Genomic DNA, 15060 nt, shown 5'->3' with positions numbered 1-15060 from the left:
GACAACTATCCTGACACGGCGGGGTTTTTTTACTGTTATTTATACTGATATCACCATAAACAGTGCCATGAAATTCAATGCCTGAACGTTTATATTTTCCGTGCTTAATGACGAAGGCTTCGAACCCCGCGAGCAACATTTGGGTCAGTGCTTGCTGGTTAATTTGCACAATATGCTTCATGTAAAACCTCAATATTTTTGATAAGTTATTTTCGATTACACGTTATTAAACAACTGGATAACACCCCTCCCCCCATAGCTGATCCGGTGCGCTCATCATCAGCGCAATAATCAGGGGGATTAGCTTATTTAGCAGGTTGCAGGCATCTTTTAGTTGTTCACGGTTTACCTGGCTGTTGTAGGTTGCACCGCCATGGATAATTTGGTTTCGCAGGGTGTAAAGCCTGGTAAAAATTTGTGCCATAGCTACCGGCACATTTTTTGATGCCAGTGCCACGTTTAGTGCGGCCTTTGATGCCATAAAGCGCTGTTGCCACTCATCTTCGCTAATGCGGCCGCGGTGGTAATCCCAGAATGGCTGGTAAACAAATTTATTGTCCATTAGCAGGCGAATGCTGCCGCTAAATTGTTGCCAAATCAGTTGGTATAACCGCTCAGTGGTGTCCAGGTCGGCAATTTTGCTTAAAAAGGCTTCAAACAATTCTTTTTCGCCGATACGATCGATTTCGCCAAATTCGTTAGCGTAAGCGGCATTAAAGCTAATCCAGTAGTAAATAAATTCGGTGTCGGTATCTTTGTTGGCTCTGGCTTGTTCGGCTTTACTTAGCCAACTTAAGGCGCGGTGTACCCGCAGTGACAGGTTTTCCGGGAAATGATCACGATGTTGCCGTTGATAGGCTTTAAGGGCGCTGTAGCTTAAATCCGTTAATACCATTTGAATCAGCTTCCTGGTTGCTTTTTCTGGCCCTATTAATGCCATATCAGGTACAGCTTAGGCAAGCACTTTAGCTACAACTTTTATACTAGCCTGCGCCGATAACCCCTTTTAGATGATTAGGTTGCTGCACCTTAGCGGAAGTAAGCAGACTTTTACCCTGCTAATTCGCTGCTTACTTCCCATGCCGGTTTCTACGTTTCGCTTTATGCCTCTACCCGAAACTCTTTGTTAAGCTCACTGATGCCTAAGCCGCTTTTTTTGGTCACTTTAAGCTGCACCGGAATACGCTCTTTCATGGCTTCGATATGGCTAATTACCCCTATTGTTTTACCGGTAGCATTTAAGTTATCCAGCGCGTCGAGAGCGATATCCAGGGTTTCGGCATCGAGGGTGCCAAAGCCTTCGTCTAAAAACAGCGAATCGATACTGGTTTTATGGCTAACCAAATCAGATAACGCCAGTGCTAAGGCTAAGCTGACTAAAAAGCTTTCACCACCCGATAGCGTTTTGGTATCGCGTATCGTATCGGCCTGCCAGGTATCCAGTACTGATAACTCTAAACCTTCGGTATTTTTGCGGCTTAGCGCATAGCGCCCGTGTAAGCGCTCCAGCTGTTTATTGGCCAGATAAATCAGGTTATCCAGCGTTAAACCCTGGGCAAATTTACGGAATTTATCGCCTTTGGCGGAACCGATTAAGTCGTTCATCGCGTCATAGTCAACAAAGGCCAGCTCTGCTTTGGTGATCTCGGTGAGCAGTGCCGCATGTTGTTGCCGGCGCTTCGCATCTTCCTGATGCTGTTGTTGCATTTCGCCCAGGCGCTGCAATTGCTGTTCGCGCTGTTGTTGCAGATTATTGTGCTGCTGCGCCACCTCATCCGGTGCTTGCTGCTGCCAGTTGGCGGCTTCAGTATGTGCCATTAGGGCCGCAAGCTTGCTGCTGGCCTGCGACAATAGCGTTTGTGCGGTGGTTTTTGCTTCAGAGAGCTGCTGTTTTAGCTGCGTTAAGCGGCTACGCTCCTCTGCCGGCAATAACGCCGCTAAAAAGGCCTCATTACTGGTAAACTGCTGTGCTTGACGTTGTTGTTGCCATGCTTGTCTTTGTTCAGCAAGCCTGGTTTGCTGCTCGGCGGTTTTACTTTGATTAAGCGCCGCAGCCGTTTGGTTTTGTTGCTGCGCCTGCTCGGCCTGGCGTAACAGCTGCTGAGCATGCGACAGGTGCTGCTCGGCCTGTTGTACGCGCACGGTAAAGGCCTGCGTTTCATCTTTTACCACCTTATTACTGTAAAGTGCCTGTCGCTCGGCAGTTAGGTTAGTCAGGCTTTCTGTTAAGCGGCTAAGCTCTTGCGCCAGGTTCGCTGCACCTTGCTCTGCGGCTTTATGTTGTGCGCTCAGGCCAGCCAGCTTGTTCTGCTGTTCGGCAAGCTGCTGCGAGAGTTTTAGCCCCTGCTGCTGATATTGCTGATAGCGCGTTAAATCTTGTGTTTTTTGTGCTAGCCAACTGGCCAGCTCCGGCAAGCTTAGGGTGTTGTTTAGGCTAAAGCCTTGCTGCGCAATATCTTGCACAAGAGCAGTTAAGGCTGCCGCGCTTTGTTGCTCTAACTTACTAAGCTGTTGCTGCAGCCGGCTTAACTCAGCTTGGGTGCTGTGCTGTTGCTGCGCAACTAATGCCAGTTGATTCGTCAGCGCCGTATGGGTTTGCTGCTTAGTGTTTAACGCCGCCTGCGCCTGAGCTAGCTGTTGCTGTGCCTGCAATAGCTGCGTTAAATGTGCGTTATCCAATTCGATGGCGTGCTGCAGCGCTATATTAAGCGCAGTCATTAGCTCGGGTTGTTGCACTAGCGCCCGGGCGCCCTGCTCGTCTGCTTTGGCTAACTGCTGCAGTATTAAGGCAGTGCCCGAAACGACATGCTGTCCCTTGCCTGCAATCGCTGCTTGCCAGAACGCCAGCAGTGCTGCCGGTAAATTCAGGCACCAGCTACTAAATTGTTGATAAAGCTCAGCGCTTTTTTCCTGAGCTTGCTGCTCGCTTGCAGCCAATAAGCTTTGCTGTTGTTCAAGTTTGGCAATATTCAGTGTGGTGGCGTGTAACTGGCCTGTCAGACTGTCTAACTGCGCTTTGGCCTGCGCTTGCTGCTGAATAATTTCCGGTACCGCAATACTGTGTGCTCGCATTGGATGCTCAGTGGCGCCGCACAGTGGGCAGGCTTCTCCGTCACAGAGTTGTTGCCGATAGCTGGCCAGCTGGCTTTCTGTATCAATAGTTTGCCCGAGGCTATGAACAAGCTGCTTGGCCAGATCTACCTGAGCAGTTAATGCCGCTTGCTGGGTCACTAATTGCTCAGCTTGCTGCTGATAATCCTGGGCTTGTCGCTGATAGCCGTTTTGCTGCTGCGCAAGTTGGCCATAAGCCTGCTGAGTGCTTTGTGCATATTTTACTGCATCAAGCCAGGTTTGCTGTTGCTTTAACCGCTCTCGGATCTGAGTTAAATCGCCTTCTTGGTGCAGCGCAGACAGCTGCTGACTAGCCTGCTCAGCCGCTTGCTGGGCCTGACTAAGCTCTGTTGACGCTCGCTGAGCTTGGGTAGTTAAAGCAGTATGTTGATGCTGTTGTTGGTTAATTTGCTGCTCCAGCGTTGGCAGCTGTGCTTTGACAGCTTGAATTTCATGCTGTTGCTGCTGCAAATACTGCTGCTGTTGCTGCCAGGCCGGTAACAGGCTTACTAAAGCGTCATCGTGCTGCTGTTCGGCTAAAAATCGCTGTGTGCTTTGCAGCTGTTGTTGGGTAGCGGATAACGCCTGGCTTAAACGACTATGGTCTAAAGTTAACTCAGATAGCTGCTGCTGGCTTTGCTGCTTATGCCGCTGCGTTTGCTTAAGCTGCTCATTCATAGCTTGGATCTGGCTATCCAGCGGCAATACTTTATCCATAATCAGCAGGTCATGCTGGTGCTGTGCCTGGCGCACTTGGTTAAATTGCTGCTCAGCTTGCTGTTGCGCCTGTTGTGCCTGGGCAACATTTTCGCCTAGCTTTTGCTGCTGCGCGATTAATTGGCTGGCTTCGACTTGTAAGGCGGCAAGTTGTTGCTCTGTCTGCTGCAATAAATGCCAGGGCGTACGCAGTATTTCTGCGGGCTCACTTAAACTTAGGCAGCTTAGATCCGCTGCAGCTGCCTGCTCTGCTTGCAGTGCCTCAGTCACTTGCTGCCGGGCACTTGCTTGCTGACTAAGCAGCTCTTGTTGCTGCTGATACCAATTAAGTTGTTGTTGCAGCGCTTTGAGTTGTTGCTCTGCTTGCTGGTTGGCAGTGATTAAGGCTTGGCGGGCATCCTGCAGTTCCTGCTGCTGTGCTTCACTTAACAGTTCAATATGCTGGGCTTGTTGCTGCAAGGCTTGCAGCTGTTGTTTAGCTGCTGTGTAACGCTCGTACACCCGCTGTGAAATAAAACCATAAATTTCAGTACCAGTTAGCTGCTCTAATAACCCGGCGCGCTCTGCTTCACTGGCATTTAAGAATGCAGCAAAAGCACCTTGCGATAACAACATGGATTTTGTAAAGCGGCCAAAATCCAGCCCGGTTAAACGCTCCACTTCATCTAATTTGGGTTTAATCTGATTGGCTAGCACTTTACCGGTGGCAACTTCCGCTAATTCTACTGCAGCCGCCTGCAGCTGCCCGTCCACATTATTTCTGGCACGACGCATGCTCCAAAACGCGCGATAAGCGATACCTTTTACTTCAAATTCCACTTCTGCCAAACACTCGGCGGTACCGCGGCTCATAATTTCATTATTGTTGTTATTAATGGCGCCCAGGCGCGGCGTTTCGTGATAGAGCGCCAGGCAGATCGCATCTAATAAAGTGGTTTTACCGGCCCCGGTTGGCCCGGTGATCGCAAACAGGCCACTGTCGGCAAAGGGCGCGGCAGTAAAATCGATTTTCCACTCACCTTTTAACGAGTTCAGGTTTTTCAGGCGTAGGGTTAAAATCTTCATACGTTAGCCTCCTGTTCGTGCAAGCTGGCAAGGGTTTGCGCAAAATGCAGGGTTAAGCGCTCTGGCTGCTGTGGATCCTTGGTAAAATCTCGCTGTGCCAGGCGTTTGGCAAACACTTCTTCTGGGGTAAGTTCAGTTAAGGTGCGCTCGGCTGTTTTAGTGGTGTCAGTCTGCACGTTCTTGCGGCTGCGTTTAACTTGCAGTACCTCTACGGGGAGATCTTGGGTAAGTTGCTGGATCTTTTGCTGGATATCACTTAAAAAGTCCTGCCCTGTTACTTCAATGCTGAGCCAAACTGGTACGCCGCTATGGTGAGCATACTGCTGCAAGGACTGTTCTAATGCCATCAGATCGCCTTTTAATACAGCTAAAGGCTGAAATGTCGGCACTTCAAGTAAGTCCAGCTGCAGTGTTTTATTGGTAGTAAATTCCAGCACATTAACTTGTTTTTTATGCGAAAGCTCATCGAAGCTTAGCGCAATGGGTGAACCCGAATAGTAAATGGGTCGATTTTTACTTACCAGCTGTGGCCGGTGAATATGGCCAAGCGCAATATAGTCTGCTGGCGGAAAGGTGTCGGCTTGCAAGCCATTTAAGGTGCCGATATAGATTTCGCGTACACTTTCGGAAGCTGTAACCCCCACAGCAGCCAGATGACCAGTGGCAATAATCGGTACCCAATTGGGTAGTGCGGCCTGTTGTTGCTGTGCTTCTTCGTAAAGCCGCTGATAATGCTGTTTGATCGCCAAGGCCAGGGCCTCGCGCTTTGCATCAGCGCTGTCACCGGCGTTACTTTCCAGTACATCGCGGGCCCGAATAAAGGGCACAGCACAGAGGATCGCGCCGACTTCGCCGGCACGGTTACAAAGCGGGATCACCTGCTCTGCCGCATCTTCACTGGTATTGGCGACTACATAGGCATTTAGCTGCTTTAACAGCGATTTGGTTTCGTTAAGCACTGAAACAGAGTCATGATTGCCACCCAGCACGACCAAATTACAACCGGCTTTATGCATATCTACCACAAACTGGTTATACATTTCACGGGCATAACTGGGCGGTGTAGCGGTATCAAAAATATCTCCAGCCACAATAACTGCATCAATTTGCTGTGCGGTAACCTGCCGCAGTAGCCAGTCTAAAAATGCCTGATGCTCCGCTTTGCGGCTTTTGGTGTAAAAATTCTGGCCTAAATGCCAGTCGGAAGTATGGAGGATTTTCATGCTGCAGTTCCTGTGCGGTTAATCACTGGTGAGTCTAAAATAGGCCTACGACAAAATGTGACGAGCAAAATGTGGTTTAGCTAAAACGTTACGCAGATACTACCGGATAACAAGATGGTTAAGTGCTGATTTTAGGGATTTTTTAGTCTTTTCATTTGTTAAGTCTGCCATTAAGATGGCGGCAAAGTGGATTTGCAAGGAGTCAGCGATGCCATCAAATAAAAATAACGCCTCGATAAGCCGCCAGTGGGAAGTGCTAAAGATGATCCCCTCGCAAGGAAACGGGATTAGTGTTAGCGATATTCATAACAAACTGGCTGCCGCTGGTTTTGAGGTGACCCGCCGCACAGTGGATAGAGATCTGATTGATTTGTCGATCCCCTTTCCCATTTATTGTAATAAAGAAGGCAATGCCCAGTATTGGCGCTGGATGGAGGATAAAACCAGCCATATCCCTGGCGTAAGCGTTGCTGATGCGATGATGTTACAGCTGGTTGAAGGCACTTTAAAAACTATCCTGCCAGATACTATGCTGAAAGGCTTAAAAGATCGCTTTGCTTTGGCTAAACGCAAGATTGATGCGTTGGATGGCAGCAACAGCAAAGGCTTGTTGGCAGATAAAATTGCCGTGGTCTCACCCGCTTTACCCTTAACGCCACCCGCAACGCCGGCTGAACATTACGAAGCAGTGCAACAGGCGATGACCGAGGGCAAACAACTGGCTGCGGTGTATACGGCAATCCACGATCAGGTACAAAAAGAATATCAGATTAACCCGCTGGGGTTGGTACAACGCGGCCATATTACCTATCTGGTAGCGACCGTTGGTGACTATAGCGACCAGCGTTTATTTGCTTTACATCGCTTTAATGCCTTAACACTAACCAATACGGCAATAAAAATACCTGATGGCTTTTCACTGGCACAGTATATTAACTCGGGCGCTATGCAGTTTGGCAGTGGCATGGCCATACAGTTTGTGGCCCGGGTTAACCCGCATCTGGCCAAAATTTTGTATGAAGCGCCGTTAGCAGAGGATATGCAGCTTACTCCGGCTGCCGACGGCTGGTTTGAACTCAGCGCCACTGTTATTGATGGTTGGCAATTACAATGGTGGATTTTATCACACTCTTTGGCTATTCAGGTGGTATCTCCACCCGAGCTTAGGCAGGAAATAGTTGATAAAATCCGCGGGGCCGCAGCGCTTTACGCTGAGGATTAGGCGTCCTTGCCTGAAGTGTTCTCCCTCAAACAGTTGCTTAAAAATTGAATGGGCTGCTCAGAAATCTCGCGGTAAAACATGCTAAGTGCTTTACCGCGACTGTGCTAAATGCTTCGTGTTTATTGCAAAAAACCTATCCCTTTGCTTTCAGTCTTGTGCTGAGCTTTCAACGCCACATCGGTTAGAAGCGCTGTGACAAAGGCTTGCGCACTGGCAAATGGCTGAAACCGCGCCTGCCGGCGTATTGCATTAAAATCGCCAGGGGTTAACAAGCTGCTACTAGCGACACGTTGCAAGCTTGTATCACAAACATTTAAGCCTAATTGCTGGCAATGTGCCTGCAGTAACTGCTTCGCCTGTGCGGGCTTTAAGTAACTAAAGCAGGCTTTTAGATCAAAGCGCCGCAGTGCCGCCTGATCCAAATTGTGCATCAGGTTAGTGCTGGCAATAAAGAGCCCGTCAAAGCCTTCAAGCTGTGTGAGTAACTCATTAACCATACTGACCTCCCAGCTTTGCCGCGCCTTACTGCGATCCTGTAGAAAACTATCCACTTCATCAATCAGCAAAATAGCCTGCTGCTTTGCCGCCTGATTAAAAGCTGCCGCCACTGCCATTTCTGTTTCTCCAAGATAGGGGCTTAACAGATCCGAGGCGCGTTTAATAATTAACGGCTTAGCCAGTTGTTTGGCCAGATAGTGCGCAAAGGCAGTTTTACCGGTACCTGGCGGGCCGTACAAACATAAGCGGCCAGAGCTCTGCATTTTTAAGCCCTCAACAATTACGCTCAAATTCGCTTCGGTATTAATTAGGCCTGGATCGTACACATCACCTAATTCCTGGCCCTTAGCAAAGGGCAGCTGATGCCCCTGCGCGGATAAGGTTTGCTGCATCACGCGCTGCAGTAGCGTCGCTTTATCATATTTATCAGTATCAAGCTGAATGCTTTGTACCACTTTACTGGCACGATCGATTACGGCTGGCGTTAGCCTTGGGTGTGCCGCCAGCTGCATGGCAGCATTAGGCGTTAAGATGCCACCTGCAGCCTGATGCAAAAACTCAGCGCGTTGTGCTTGTGGTGGTATCGGCATTTCAATAACCAGATCAAAGCGGCGGATAAAGGCCGGATCAATAATCTGATGATTGTTGGTTAACCATAAGGTCGGAACCGGGTTTTGCTCCAGCATCCGGTTTAACCAGCCTTTACGCTGCTCAGACTGACGGGCAAACGGATTTTGGATAAACACATCCTCTACCTCATCAAATAGCAACAGGCTTTGAGTATTGGCCAAACAACGCTGCGCCAAGCGGTATGCCCGCATTCTGGCATTACCGGCGATGGCATCGCCATCATCACACTGGCAACTTACTTCATGTAAAGTGACATTAAGTTGCTGTGCCAATAACCGTGAAAGTTCGGTTTTGCCGGTGCCAGGTTGGCCATACAGCAGGATATTCACCCCAGCTTTGCTGGTCGCTACGCTGTGCTGCAAATAAGGTAATAAGATATCCAAGTCTTGTTGCACATGGGCAAAATGCTCAAGCTTAAGAGTAGATGCCGGCGCTTGCTGAATAATTTCTTTAAAAAACGCTGTCGGCTCGGCGTTGTCAGATAGCAGTAATTCACTGAATTTCTGACTCAGAAAGTCAAAGCAATCGGCAATGGTGTTACCAAAACTGTGAATTTCCAGCTCTAATATGCCGGTGGTAAGTAAGGCTGATTTATCGCTTAAGGCCATTTTGATATCAGCTAGCGGTAAATTTAGCGCCTTCGCTACCAGCTTACACAGGCTACTCAGATGCTTAACCCGAATCATCTCGCAGAGGTTGTTAACGATTTGCTCGGTCTTGACCAACGCCACAAAGATCAGCACCTGTTGCTCAGTGTCGTTTAAACCAACCAACTGCGCGAGTTGTTGCGCATTACTGCGTAATGACAACGGAACGCCCAGTTCAACCTGCCGCTCCAGTACTTTGATTTGCTGTTTTAGATAGCGCTGCATCTGGGCGCGATCAAAGTCCATCGCCTGATCCGGAATGCCTACGCTTTGTGCATCTTCGCGATCCAGCTCGCAATCCTGATCAAAGAACCGGCTGAGTACATTACACTCCAGAACTAAACGATAGTTCCACAACAAGCCAATCGGCAGATGCTCAAAATTGGCTGCTGCATCTAACTCTGGCTGGTGACGACGTGGTTTACGCTTTGCTATCGGCATAGTGGCACTCCTCTGTAATGGAGAACCAGTATGCCGGGTAGCTGCGACAAATTGCGTCGAGTAAAAATTAGCGATGTGCTTTTTTAAGGCTACGTTAATTTAAACTTGATGTTCAGCCAATTTATACAAGGCACCTTTAGTAACTGCATGTATCGCCATGTTTGCGGCAGGCATACCGGCAAGCATTAAGGCTTGCTTGTAGGCTAGCAACTGTCCGGCATAATTTTCTAAATACTCTGTTTCCGTGTTTTGGCCAGAAAATAATTTATGGTCAATGATCAGCCATCCATCTTCTAACTGCACCAGCAAATCAATACTGCCACTAATTTCCTGCCCTGCAGGATTTACCACGTTAATGGGTAACTCACTGTGGCAGCTGCTCAAACCTTCGGCATGGAGGTGCTGGATAAATGCATTAAGATTATTGCTTAAGGCGGCGATAAACTCCTGATCTTGTATCCCAAAATCGGCTAATAAGGCTGTACAGCGTTTTTCTAAATTAGCTCCTGGGTTACTAACGGCCCAAGAAACTACCTGATGAATTCGATCGCCAAGTTGGCTTTCTTGTTTATTGGCGACTACCTGCTTGGGGATAGTAAGGTTTTGGCCAAATTGCTGCTTAACCACCACACAAAGCTGTTGCCCGCCATGCATCGCCGAAGGGGTAATTTTTCTTGCAGAGCGGTCTAATGCCGAGATAGCTCGCCAACGAATTTGGGCTTGTGGTTGGGTATTTGCCGGAGCATGCCATGTAAGGTTGCTGGGTACCCCTGTTAATATTTCCGGAAACTTATCGTAAAAGCTGAAGTTGGCGGGTTCGGCGTCTAAGCGACTTAATACCAAATAGTGTTTAGCTCGCGTTAGCGCGACATAGAGTTCGCGTTTGGCTTCAGATAAGGCTTGTTGTAACTCATTGACGCCAAGGCCCTGCTCCAGCATACGTTTTTCGAGTGAGTCTTTCTTATCGACTGTGCCTCGAGAGGCTTTATAAGACGGTAAAAAGCGTAAAGCGCGCCCCTGCAGTGGCTGTTCAATCTGATATTCAACATCGCTGTTAAGCGCTTTAACACTGAACAGGCGATGCTTTATCTGCTTATCAAGAAAATTAGCAATAACCATTGGCCACTCTAAGCCTTTGGCAGCATGCACTGTCATTACCTGTACTGCATCCCCAGCACTACCTTGCTGCAGATCTAAATCCTTTTTCGCCTTATTTTTTAAAAAGTTATAAAAACCATTTATGTTTACTGGCAAACGCATTGCCTGCTTTAATTGACTATAGTCTTGTGCATAGTTAAGCAACGCATCGAGATTCGCTAAACGTTGCTCACTCTGATAGGCCGAGCCATCCCAGCTGACAATAATATCAGCCAGTTTAAGTTTAGTTATGACTAAACTTAGCAGTTCTTCAGGGGCCAAATGTAATTTCGCCTGATGTAGATCACGCAAAACTTGCTGGGCATCTTCAGTTATGCTCAGAGTACTTTCTGGCTGTAAAACGTTCTTCAGCCAGGTTGTTAAACCCTGCTGCTGGTATAACGTAATAAACTCTGCTTGCGCTAAAGTATCATCTGGTTCTATTACTAACTGCAGTGCAGCCAGTGCCAATATGACTTCGGCTTGCTCAGTTAGCCCAGATTGCTCAGCTACTGCAGGGATCCCTGCTTGTTGAAGTGCTGCCACGGTTGCTCGGATATCCGCATTGGAGTTCTCTAAAATAACGATATCTCGCCAACGAAGCGGGCGCATCGTGACCGATTCTGTTGTACCTACATCTTTATTGGCAGGGATCAATGGCGGCTTTTGCATTAATTGTTGCAGTTTATGACACAAATCCTTGGCATATTCAGCTGCATTTTTCCCTAATAAAGGCCAGTGACTTACCGCTGGTAAGAATTGTTCAGCCGGAACCTGCCAGTTATTTTTTTCAACTAAATTGAGTGCTACCTGTTGATCGTTAAACACTTTAGTAAATAACTGATTAGAATAAGCCAATACCTCAGACGTAGAGCGCCACGAGGATTCCAAAGCAGTAATTTTATGCCCTTGCTGACGCAGTTTATTGATCAGTAGCTCCATTAACTCCGGGCTAGCACCACGGAAGCCATAGATTGCCTGCTTTAGATCGCCGACCAATGTAACTTTGCGGGCAACCTTAAATAACTCACTATAAATAGCAAGCTGCATCGGGTTGGTATCCTGAAACTCGTCTACTAGTACAAAGGCAAACTCTGGAGCAATAGCACTGAGGTAGGCTGGATTTTGGATAATATTTAAAAAATACGCTTCAAGATCGGCATAGTCGATATAACCAATTTTGCGTTTTTCTGCCTGATAGCGAACTGCCAGCCCTTCGGCCAAGGCAAAGATGTCTTCGATAAATTGCTTTAGGTCATTACGAAAATCACTACATTCATCATAACGATCCTTAAAACTAAGTAGCAGCTGAGTATATGGCAACACAGCTTTGCCGCTTAACCCTTCATCGTTTTCCCAATCAGACCATTTGAAACGCTGTGGATCAACAAAGCTGCTACTTCTGAGCTTTTTTAGCCACCCAGGAAAGTCCCTATTTTTTGCAGCGTAAACCTCTTCAAGGTTGCGCACGGTAGCTTTGGCTAATTCTAAATAGCTTTTAAGGTTAATTTCGTTGTTTTCATCCACTGCTGGTAGAAGACTCTCGTAGGCTTGCCAGCTACTTTGCGCCATTTTTTTAAAATCTTCAGGCGCGATGGCATTTGCCCGTGCTTCTTGTACCAGCTTTACCGCTAAATCAATAATAGTGGTGCTTTCACCTTTAAAACCGGCTTTACCAAAACCAAAACGCAGCCCTGTTGCTAAGGCTCGCTCAATCATGTTTTGCACAGCCTCAACATCTGCTAATTGCTCAAACACCTCGTACAACATCTGCTCTGCATGTTGTTCATCTATAATATTGAGTTTGGGGCTTAAGCCTAATTCAAAGGCGAAACGTTCAACATAAATTGCACAAAGACTATGCAAAGTGCCTATTTTTGCTTGATTAATTTGTAGCGCCAACGCTTGCTTTGAAGGATCTGCTGCGACTGTTTGTAGCACTTTTTCGCGTACACGCTGCAGCAGTTCTTGTGCGGCTTTTTTAGTAAAGGTTGTAGCAAAAATGCTGTCTGGGCTAAAGTTTTCTTCTAACAAGGCCCGATTTAAAGCCTCAGTAATCGTGTAGGTTTTGCCACTGCCAGCGCCTGCACTGATAAATTGAATTTTTGCTGTCATATTATTGCGCTCCCTCAATGGCCCAACCTACTAAATAACGATAATCAGAATAGGGATCTCGTTCTTTATCTGCTTTTTGAGATTTGTGATAACGCGCCAGAATTTCCTTAGCGGCAGGATCTTCCGGTTGTTCCGTTATTTCAAATCTGGGATCGTTCAACTCTAACAACCCATTGCGAAATTGCTCAAAGCGCCAGTTAGCAAGGGTTTCAAATACCTGCCAGCTTTGACCAATAGGTTCAGCATTTTTTACCATCTGCACGTCGCTACTTGGAAAAAAGGAAGCCGATAGACTGTCACAAACCAGGTGTGTAGATTCGACAATAAAAAAGCCAACTTTTGGCCAAATCTTAAAGGCTTGATGATAAGCTGCAGCATAAAAATACAATTGCACTGCTCGATTTTCTTCCAACTCTTTGGATTTTTTATCGCCACTGTTTGACCACTTAGCATCTAGCAGAAACACTTCACCCTGTTGGTTCGTTAGCACAAAGTCAATGTTTCCTAATAAGTTAAAGTGATGCTGACCAATTTTCAGCGCTATCCCCTGTAAACTCAGTTCAGATTGCACATTTACAATACCATTGGCTGTGAAATAGTTTAGTAATGCCTGAAGCGCTCTTTGAATTGTCTGTTGGAGTCTAAGTTGCTCCAGATGCTGCCCCGCTTCTAAAAGTGGCAGACCGTACTGTTCTGCAATAACCGTAAAATGTTGGCTTATCCAGTTATCGAGATTTGTATTCGCTGCAAGCCATTGGCTGCTATTTGGGAATGCTTTAAAAAATGTTTCAAAGACTTTATGAGCCACATTACCTTTTAGCATATTATCTACCTCAACCTGCTCGAGGCGCTGCTTACGCAGTTTAGCAATGTAGTTCAGAACAAAATCACTGGGTTTGAATATCAACTTTTCGAAGCGCGAAGCTGACATTTCATCGGTTACTGGAATAGCAACGTCCAGCTTAAGATAACGATTGTTAGCGGGTAGTGGCAGATGCTTTACTTCATCAGCACATAGCGGCGCTTGGGTGGTCTCAACAGCTAAGCCATTTAGTAACTGAGTCCATTCAATTGTTTTCGGTTTGTACTTATGCAAGATCTCATCAAACAATGGATGAGTGGTACTTTCGCTGGAGTGCTCAAAAACAACCACGGTTTGACTGGCGCTATGGGCCACATTCGCTAAAAAATGCTGCCAATCATAATGTTGTAGCTGTAGTAAAGCAGCGGGTGAAAATGCTGGATACTTTTGATTCAAGCTTTGCCATTCCGATTTATGCCAATCGGGTAACTGATGCTCACTTTGCAGATAAGGACCGCACCAAAGCGTTAAGTCTGGTTGATGCAACACTATGCCTGGTTGAGCTAGCCCTTCAATTCGGTATTGTGCGTTTACGGCGCCCATTTTTGAATGACTTGCTTGCTGTATAAGTTGTGCGTCTTCCAGAAATCGGGAAATTTCAAGCGTTGACGTTATGGATAACACCGCGATTTTATCGATAATCGTAGTTAGCTTAGCGCTTAAGTTCCCGTAAAGTGCTTTATCCAGCGAGCCTTCAGTTACGGCATAGCGTTTTGCGCATTTTGCCTGTACCGCTTTCAATAGGCTTATCAGCTTTTCTTTATTATCGTCATTTTGTTTAGGAAGCTGCAGTAACCAGCTCTGTTGGTCGACTGGCAAGTCTGCAAACAATTGCGGCCAATTTTCGGCAAAACCTTTGTTATTGGCCAAACTTCTGGCTAGTTGTTGCGCTAATGAGAAATCAATTGGACACAGGGGATGCACTAAAATGGCATGTAAGGTTTCAAATTGATATTGGCCATCGAATAAGCGACAAGCCAGATTAACGATTTGTATGGCTAAACGATTTGCATTTTCAGAGCTAAGCCCCACAACAGGTAATTGATAGCTATCGAAGACTTGATCAAATAACTCGGCCAGCTCAGTTACCACAAGAGCTCTGCTTGGTTTGTAATTATCCCATAGTTGGGCAGCGGCATAGCAGCTTGCTAAAGCCCCAGCCGTTTTGACCCGATAAATACCAGCCTTTAGAGTATCATTTGAGAGAGTAGATAGTGGCTGCGCGTCAACCAAAGTCAAACTTTGCGCTAAAACTTTAAATAGCGCTTGCCAGCAGGCTGGATAAAACGCTTGCGGTTGCTCAAGAGTAATACGCTTGATGCCAGTTTGTTCTGTATTCAAAACAGAAATAAGACGATTAATACGCGCGGTGTTCGGCGACAATTAGGATGA

Annotated in this window: 7 protein-coding genes and 1 pseudogene; 1 reads left to right on the top strand and 7 read right to left on the bottom strand. The window is 47.0% G+C overall.

Annotated elements, in window-relative coordinates:
- The 4 genes and pseudogenes from A9165_RS16995 to sbcD all read right to left on the bottom strand — a co-directional run.
- Positions 1–181, bottom strand: a pseudogene (locus A9165_RS16995) (hypothetical protein); the annotation flags it as partial.
- A gap of 45 nt (positions 182–226) precedes the next feature.
- Positions 227–895, bottom strand: a complete 669-nt coding sequence (locus A9165_RS14955) for a HEPN domain-containing protein (RefSeq protein ID WP_065956483.1) — start codon at positions 893–895, stop codon at positions 227–229.
- A 206-nt stretch (positions 896–1101) separates the two neighbouring features.
- Positions 1102–4893 carry an SbcC/MukB-like Walker B domain-containing protein gene (locus A9165_RS14950; protein ID WP_065956482.1) on the bottom strand — a complete coding sequence of 1264 codons (3792 nt, stop codon included), beginning with the start codon at positions 4891–4893 and terminating at the stop codon, positions 1102–1104.
- Positions 4890–6116: an exonuclease subunit SbcD gene (sbcD, locus tag A9165_RS14945; RefSeq protein ID WP_065956481.1), complete on the bottom strand. Its 1227-nt coding sequence runs from the start codon at positions 6114–6116 to the stop codon at positions 4890–4892. Before sbcD ends, A9165_RS14950 begins: the two co-directional genes overlap by 4 nt.
- A gap of 208 nt (positions 6117–6324) precedes the next feature.
- Between sbcD and A9165_RS14940 the strand changes: the two genes are divergently transcribed.
- Positions 6325–7338, top strand: a complete 1014-nt coding sequence (locus A9165_RS14940) for a YafY family protein (protein ID WP_065956480.1) — start codon at positions 6325–6327, stop codon at positions 7336–7338.
- Positions 7339–7457: 119 nt separating this feature from the next.
- Here the strand turns inward: A9165_RS14940 and A9165_RS14935 are convergent, their stop codons facing one another.
- From A9165_RS14935 to A9165_RS14925, 3 genes are all read right to left on the bottom strand, one after another.
- Complete coding sequence (locus tag A9165_RS14935; RefSeq protein ID WP_065956479.1) at positions 7458–9554, bottom strand: ATP-binding protein; 2097 nt, start codon at positions 9552–9554, stop codon at positions 7458–7460.
- 99 nt (positions 9555–9653) lie between these two features.
- Complete coding sequence (locus A9165_RS14930; RefSeq protein ID WP_065956478.1) at positions 9654–12806, bottom strand: exodeoxyribonuclease V subunit beta; 3153 nt, start codon at positions 12804–12806, stop codon at positions 9654–9656.
- A gap of 1 nt (position 12807) precedes the next feature.
- Positions 12808–15009 (bottom strand): PD-(D/E)XK nuclease family protein, encoded by a 2202-nt coding sequence (locus A9165_RS14925; RefSeq protein WP_141686175.1) that lies wholly within the window; start codon positions 15007–15009, stop codon positions 12808–12810.
- Positions 15010–15060 lie beyond the last annotated feature (51 nt).

The organism is Alishewanella sp. HH-ZS (assembly GCF_001704375.1).
Lineage (GTDB): Bacteria > Pseudomonadota > Gammaproteobacteria > Enterobacterales > Alteromonadaceae > Alishewanella > Alishewanella aestuarii.
Note: the sequence above shows the minus strand (reverse complement) of the source record. Positions and strands in the feature narration are given on the sequence as shown.

What these genes read in the sequence shown, in the direction of transcription:
- A9165_RS14955 (WP_065956483.1), bottom strand. Translation starts at nt 895, where the DNA reads ATGGTATTAACGGATTTAAGCTACAGCGCCCTTAAAGCCTATCAACGG.
- A9165_RS14950 (WP_065956482.1), bottom strand. Translation starts at nt 4,893, where the DNA reads ATGAAGATTTTAACCCTACGCCTGAAAAACCTGAACTCGTTAAAAGGT.
- sbcD (WP_065956481.1), bottom strand. Translation starts at nt 6,116, where the DNA reads ATGAAAATCCTCCATACTTCCGACTGGCATTTAGGCCAGAATTTTTAC.
- A9165_RS14940 (WP_065956480.1), top strand. Translation starts at nt 6,325, where the DNA reads ATGCCATCAAATAAAAATAACGCCTCGATAAGCCGCCAGTGGGAAGTG.
- A9165_RS14935 (WP_065956479.1), bottom strand. Translation starts at nt 9,554, where the DNA reads ATGCCGATAGCAAAGCGTAAACCACGTCGTCACCAGCCAGAGTTAGAT.
- A9165_RS14930 (WP_065956478.1), bottom strand. Translation starts at nt 12,806, where the DNA reads ATGACAGCAAAAATTCAATTTATCAGTGCAGGCGCTGGCAGTGGCAAA.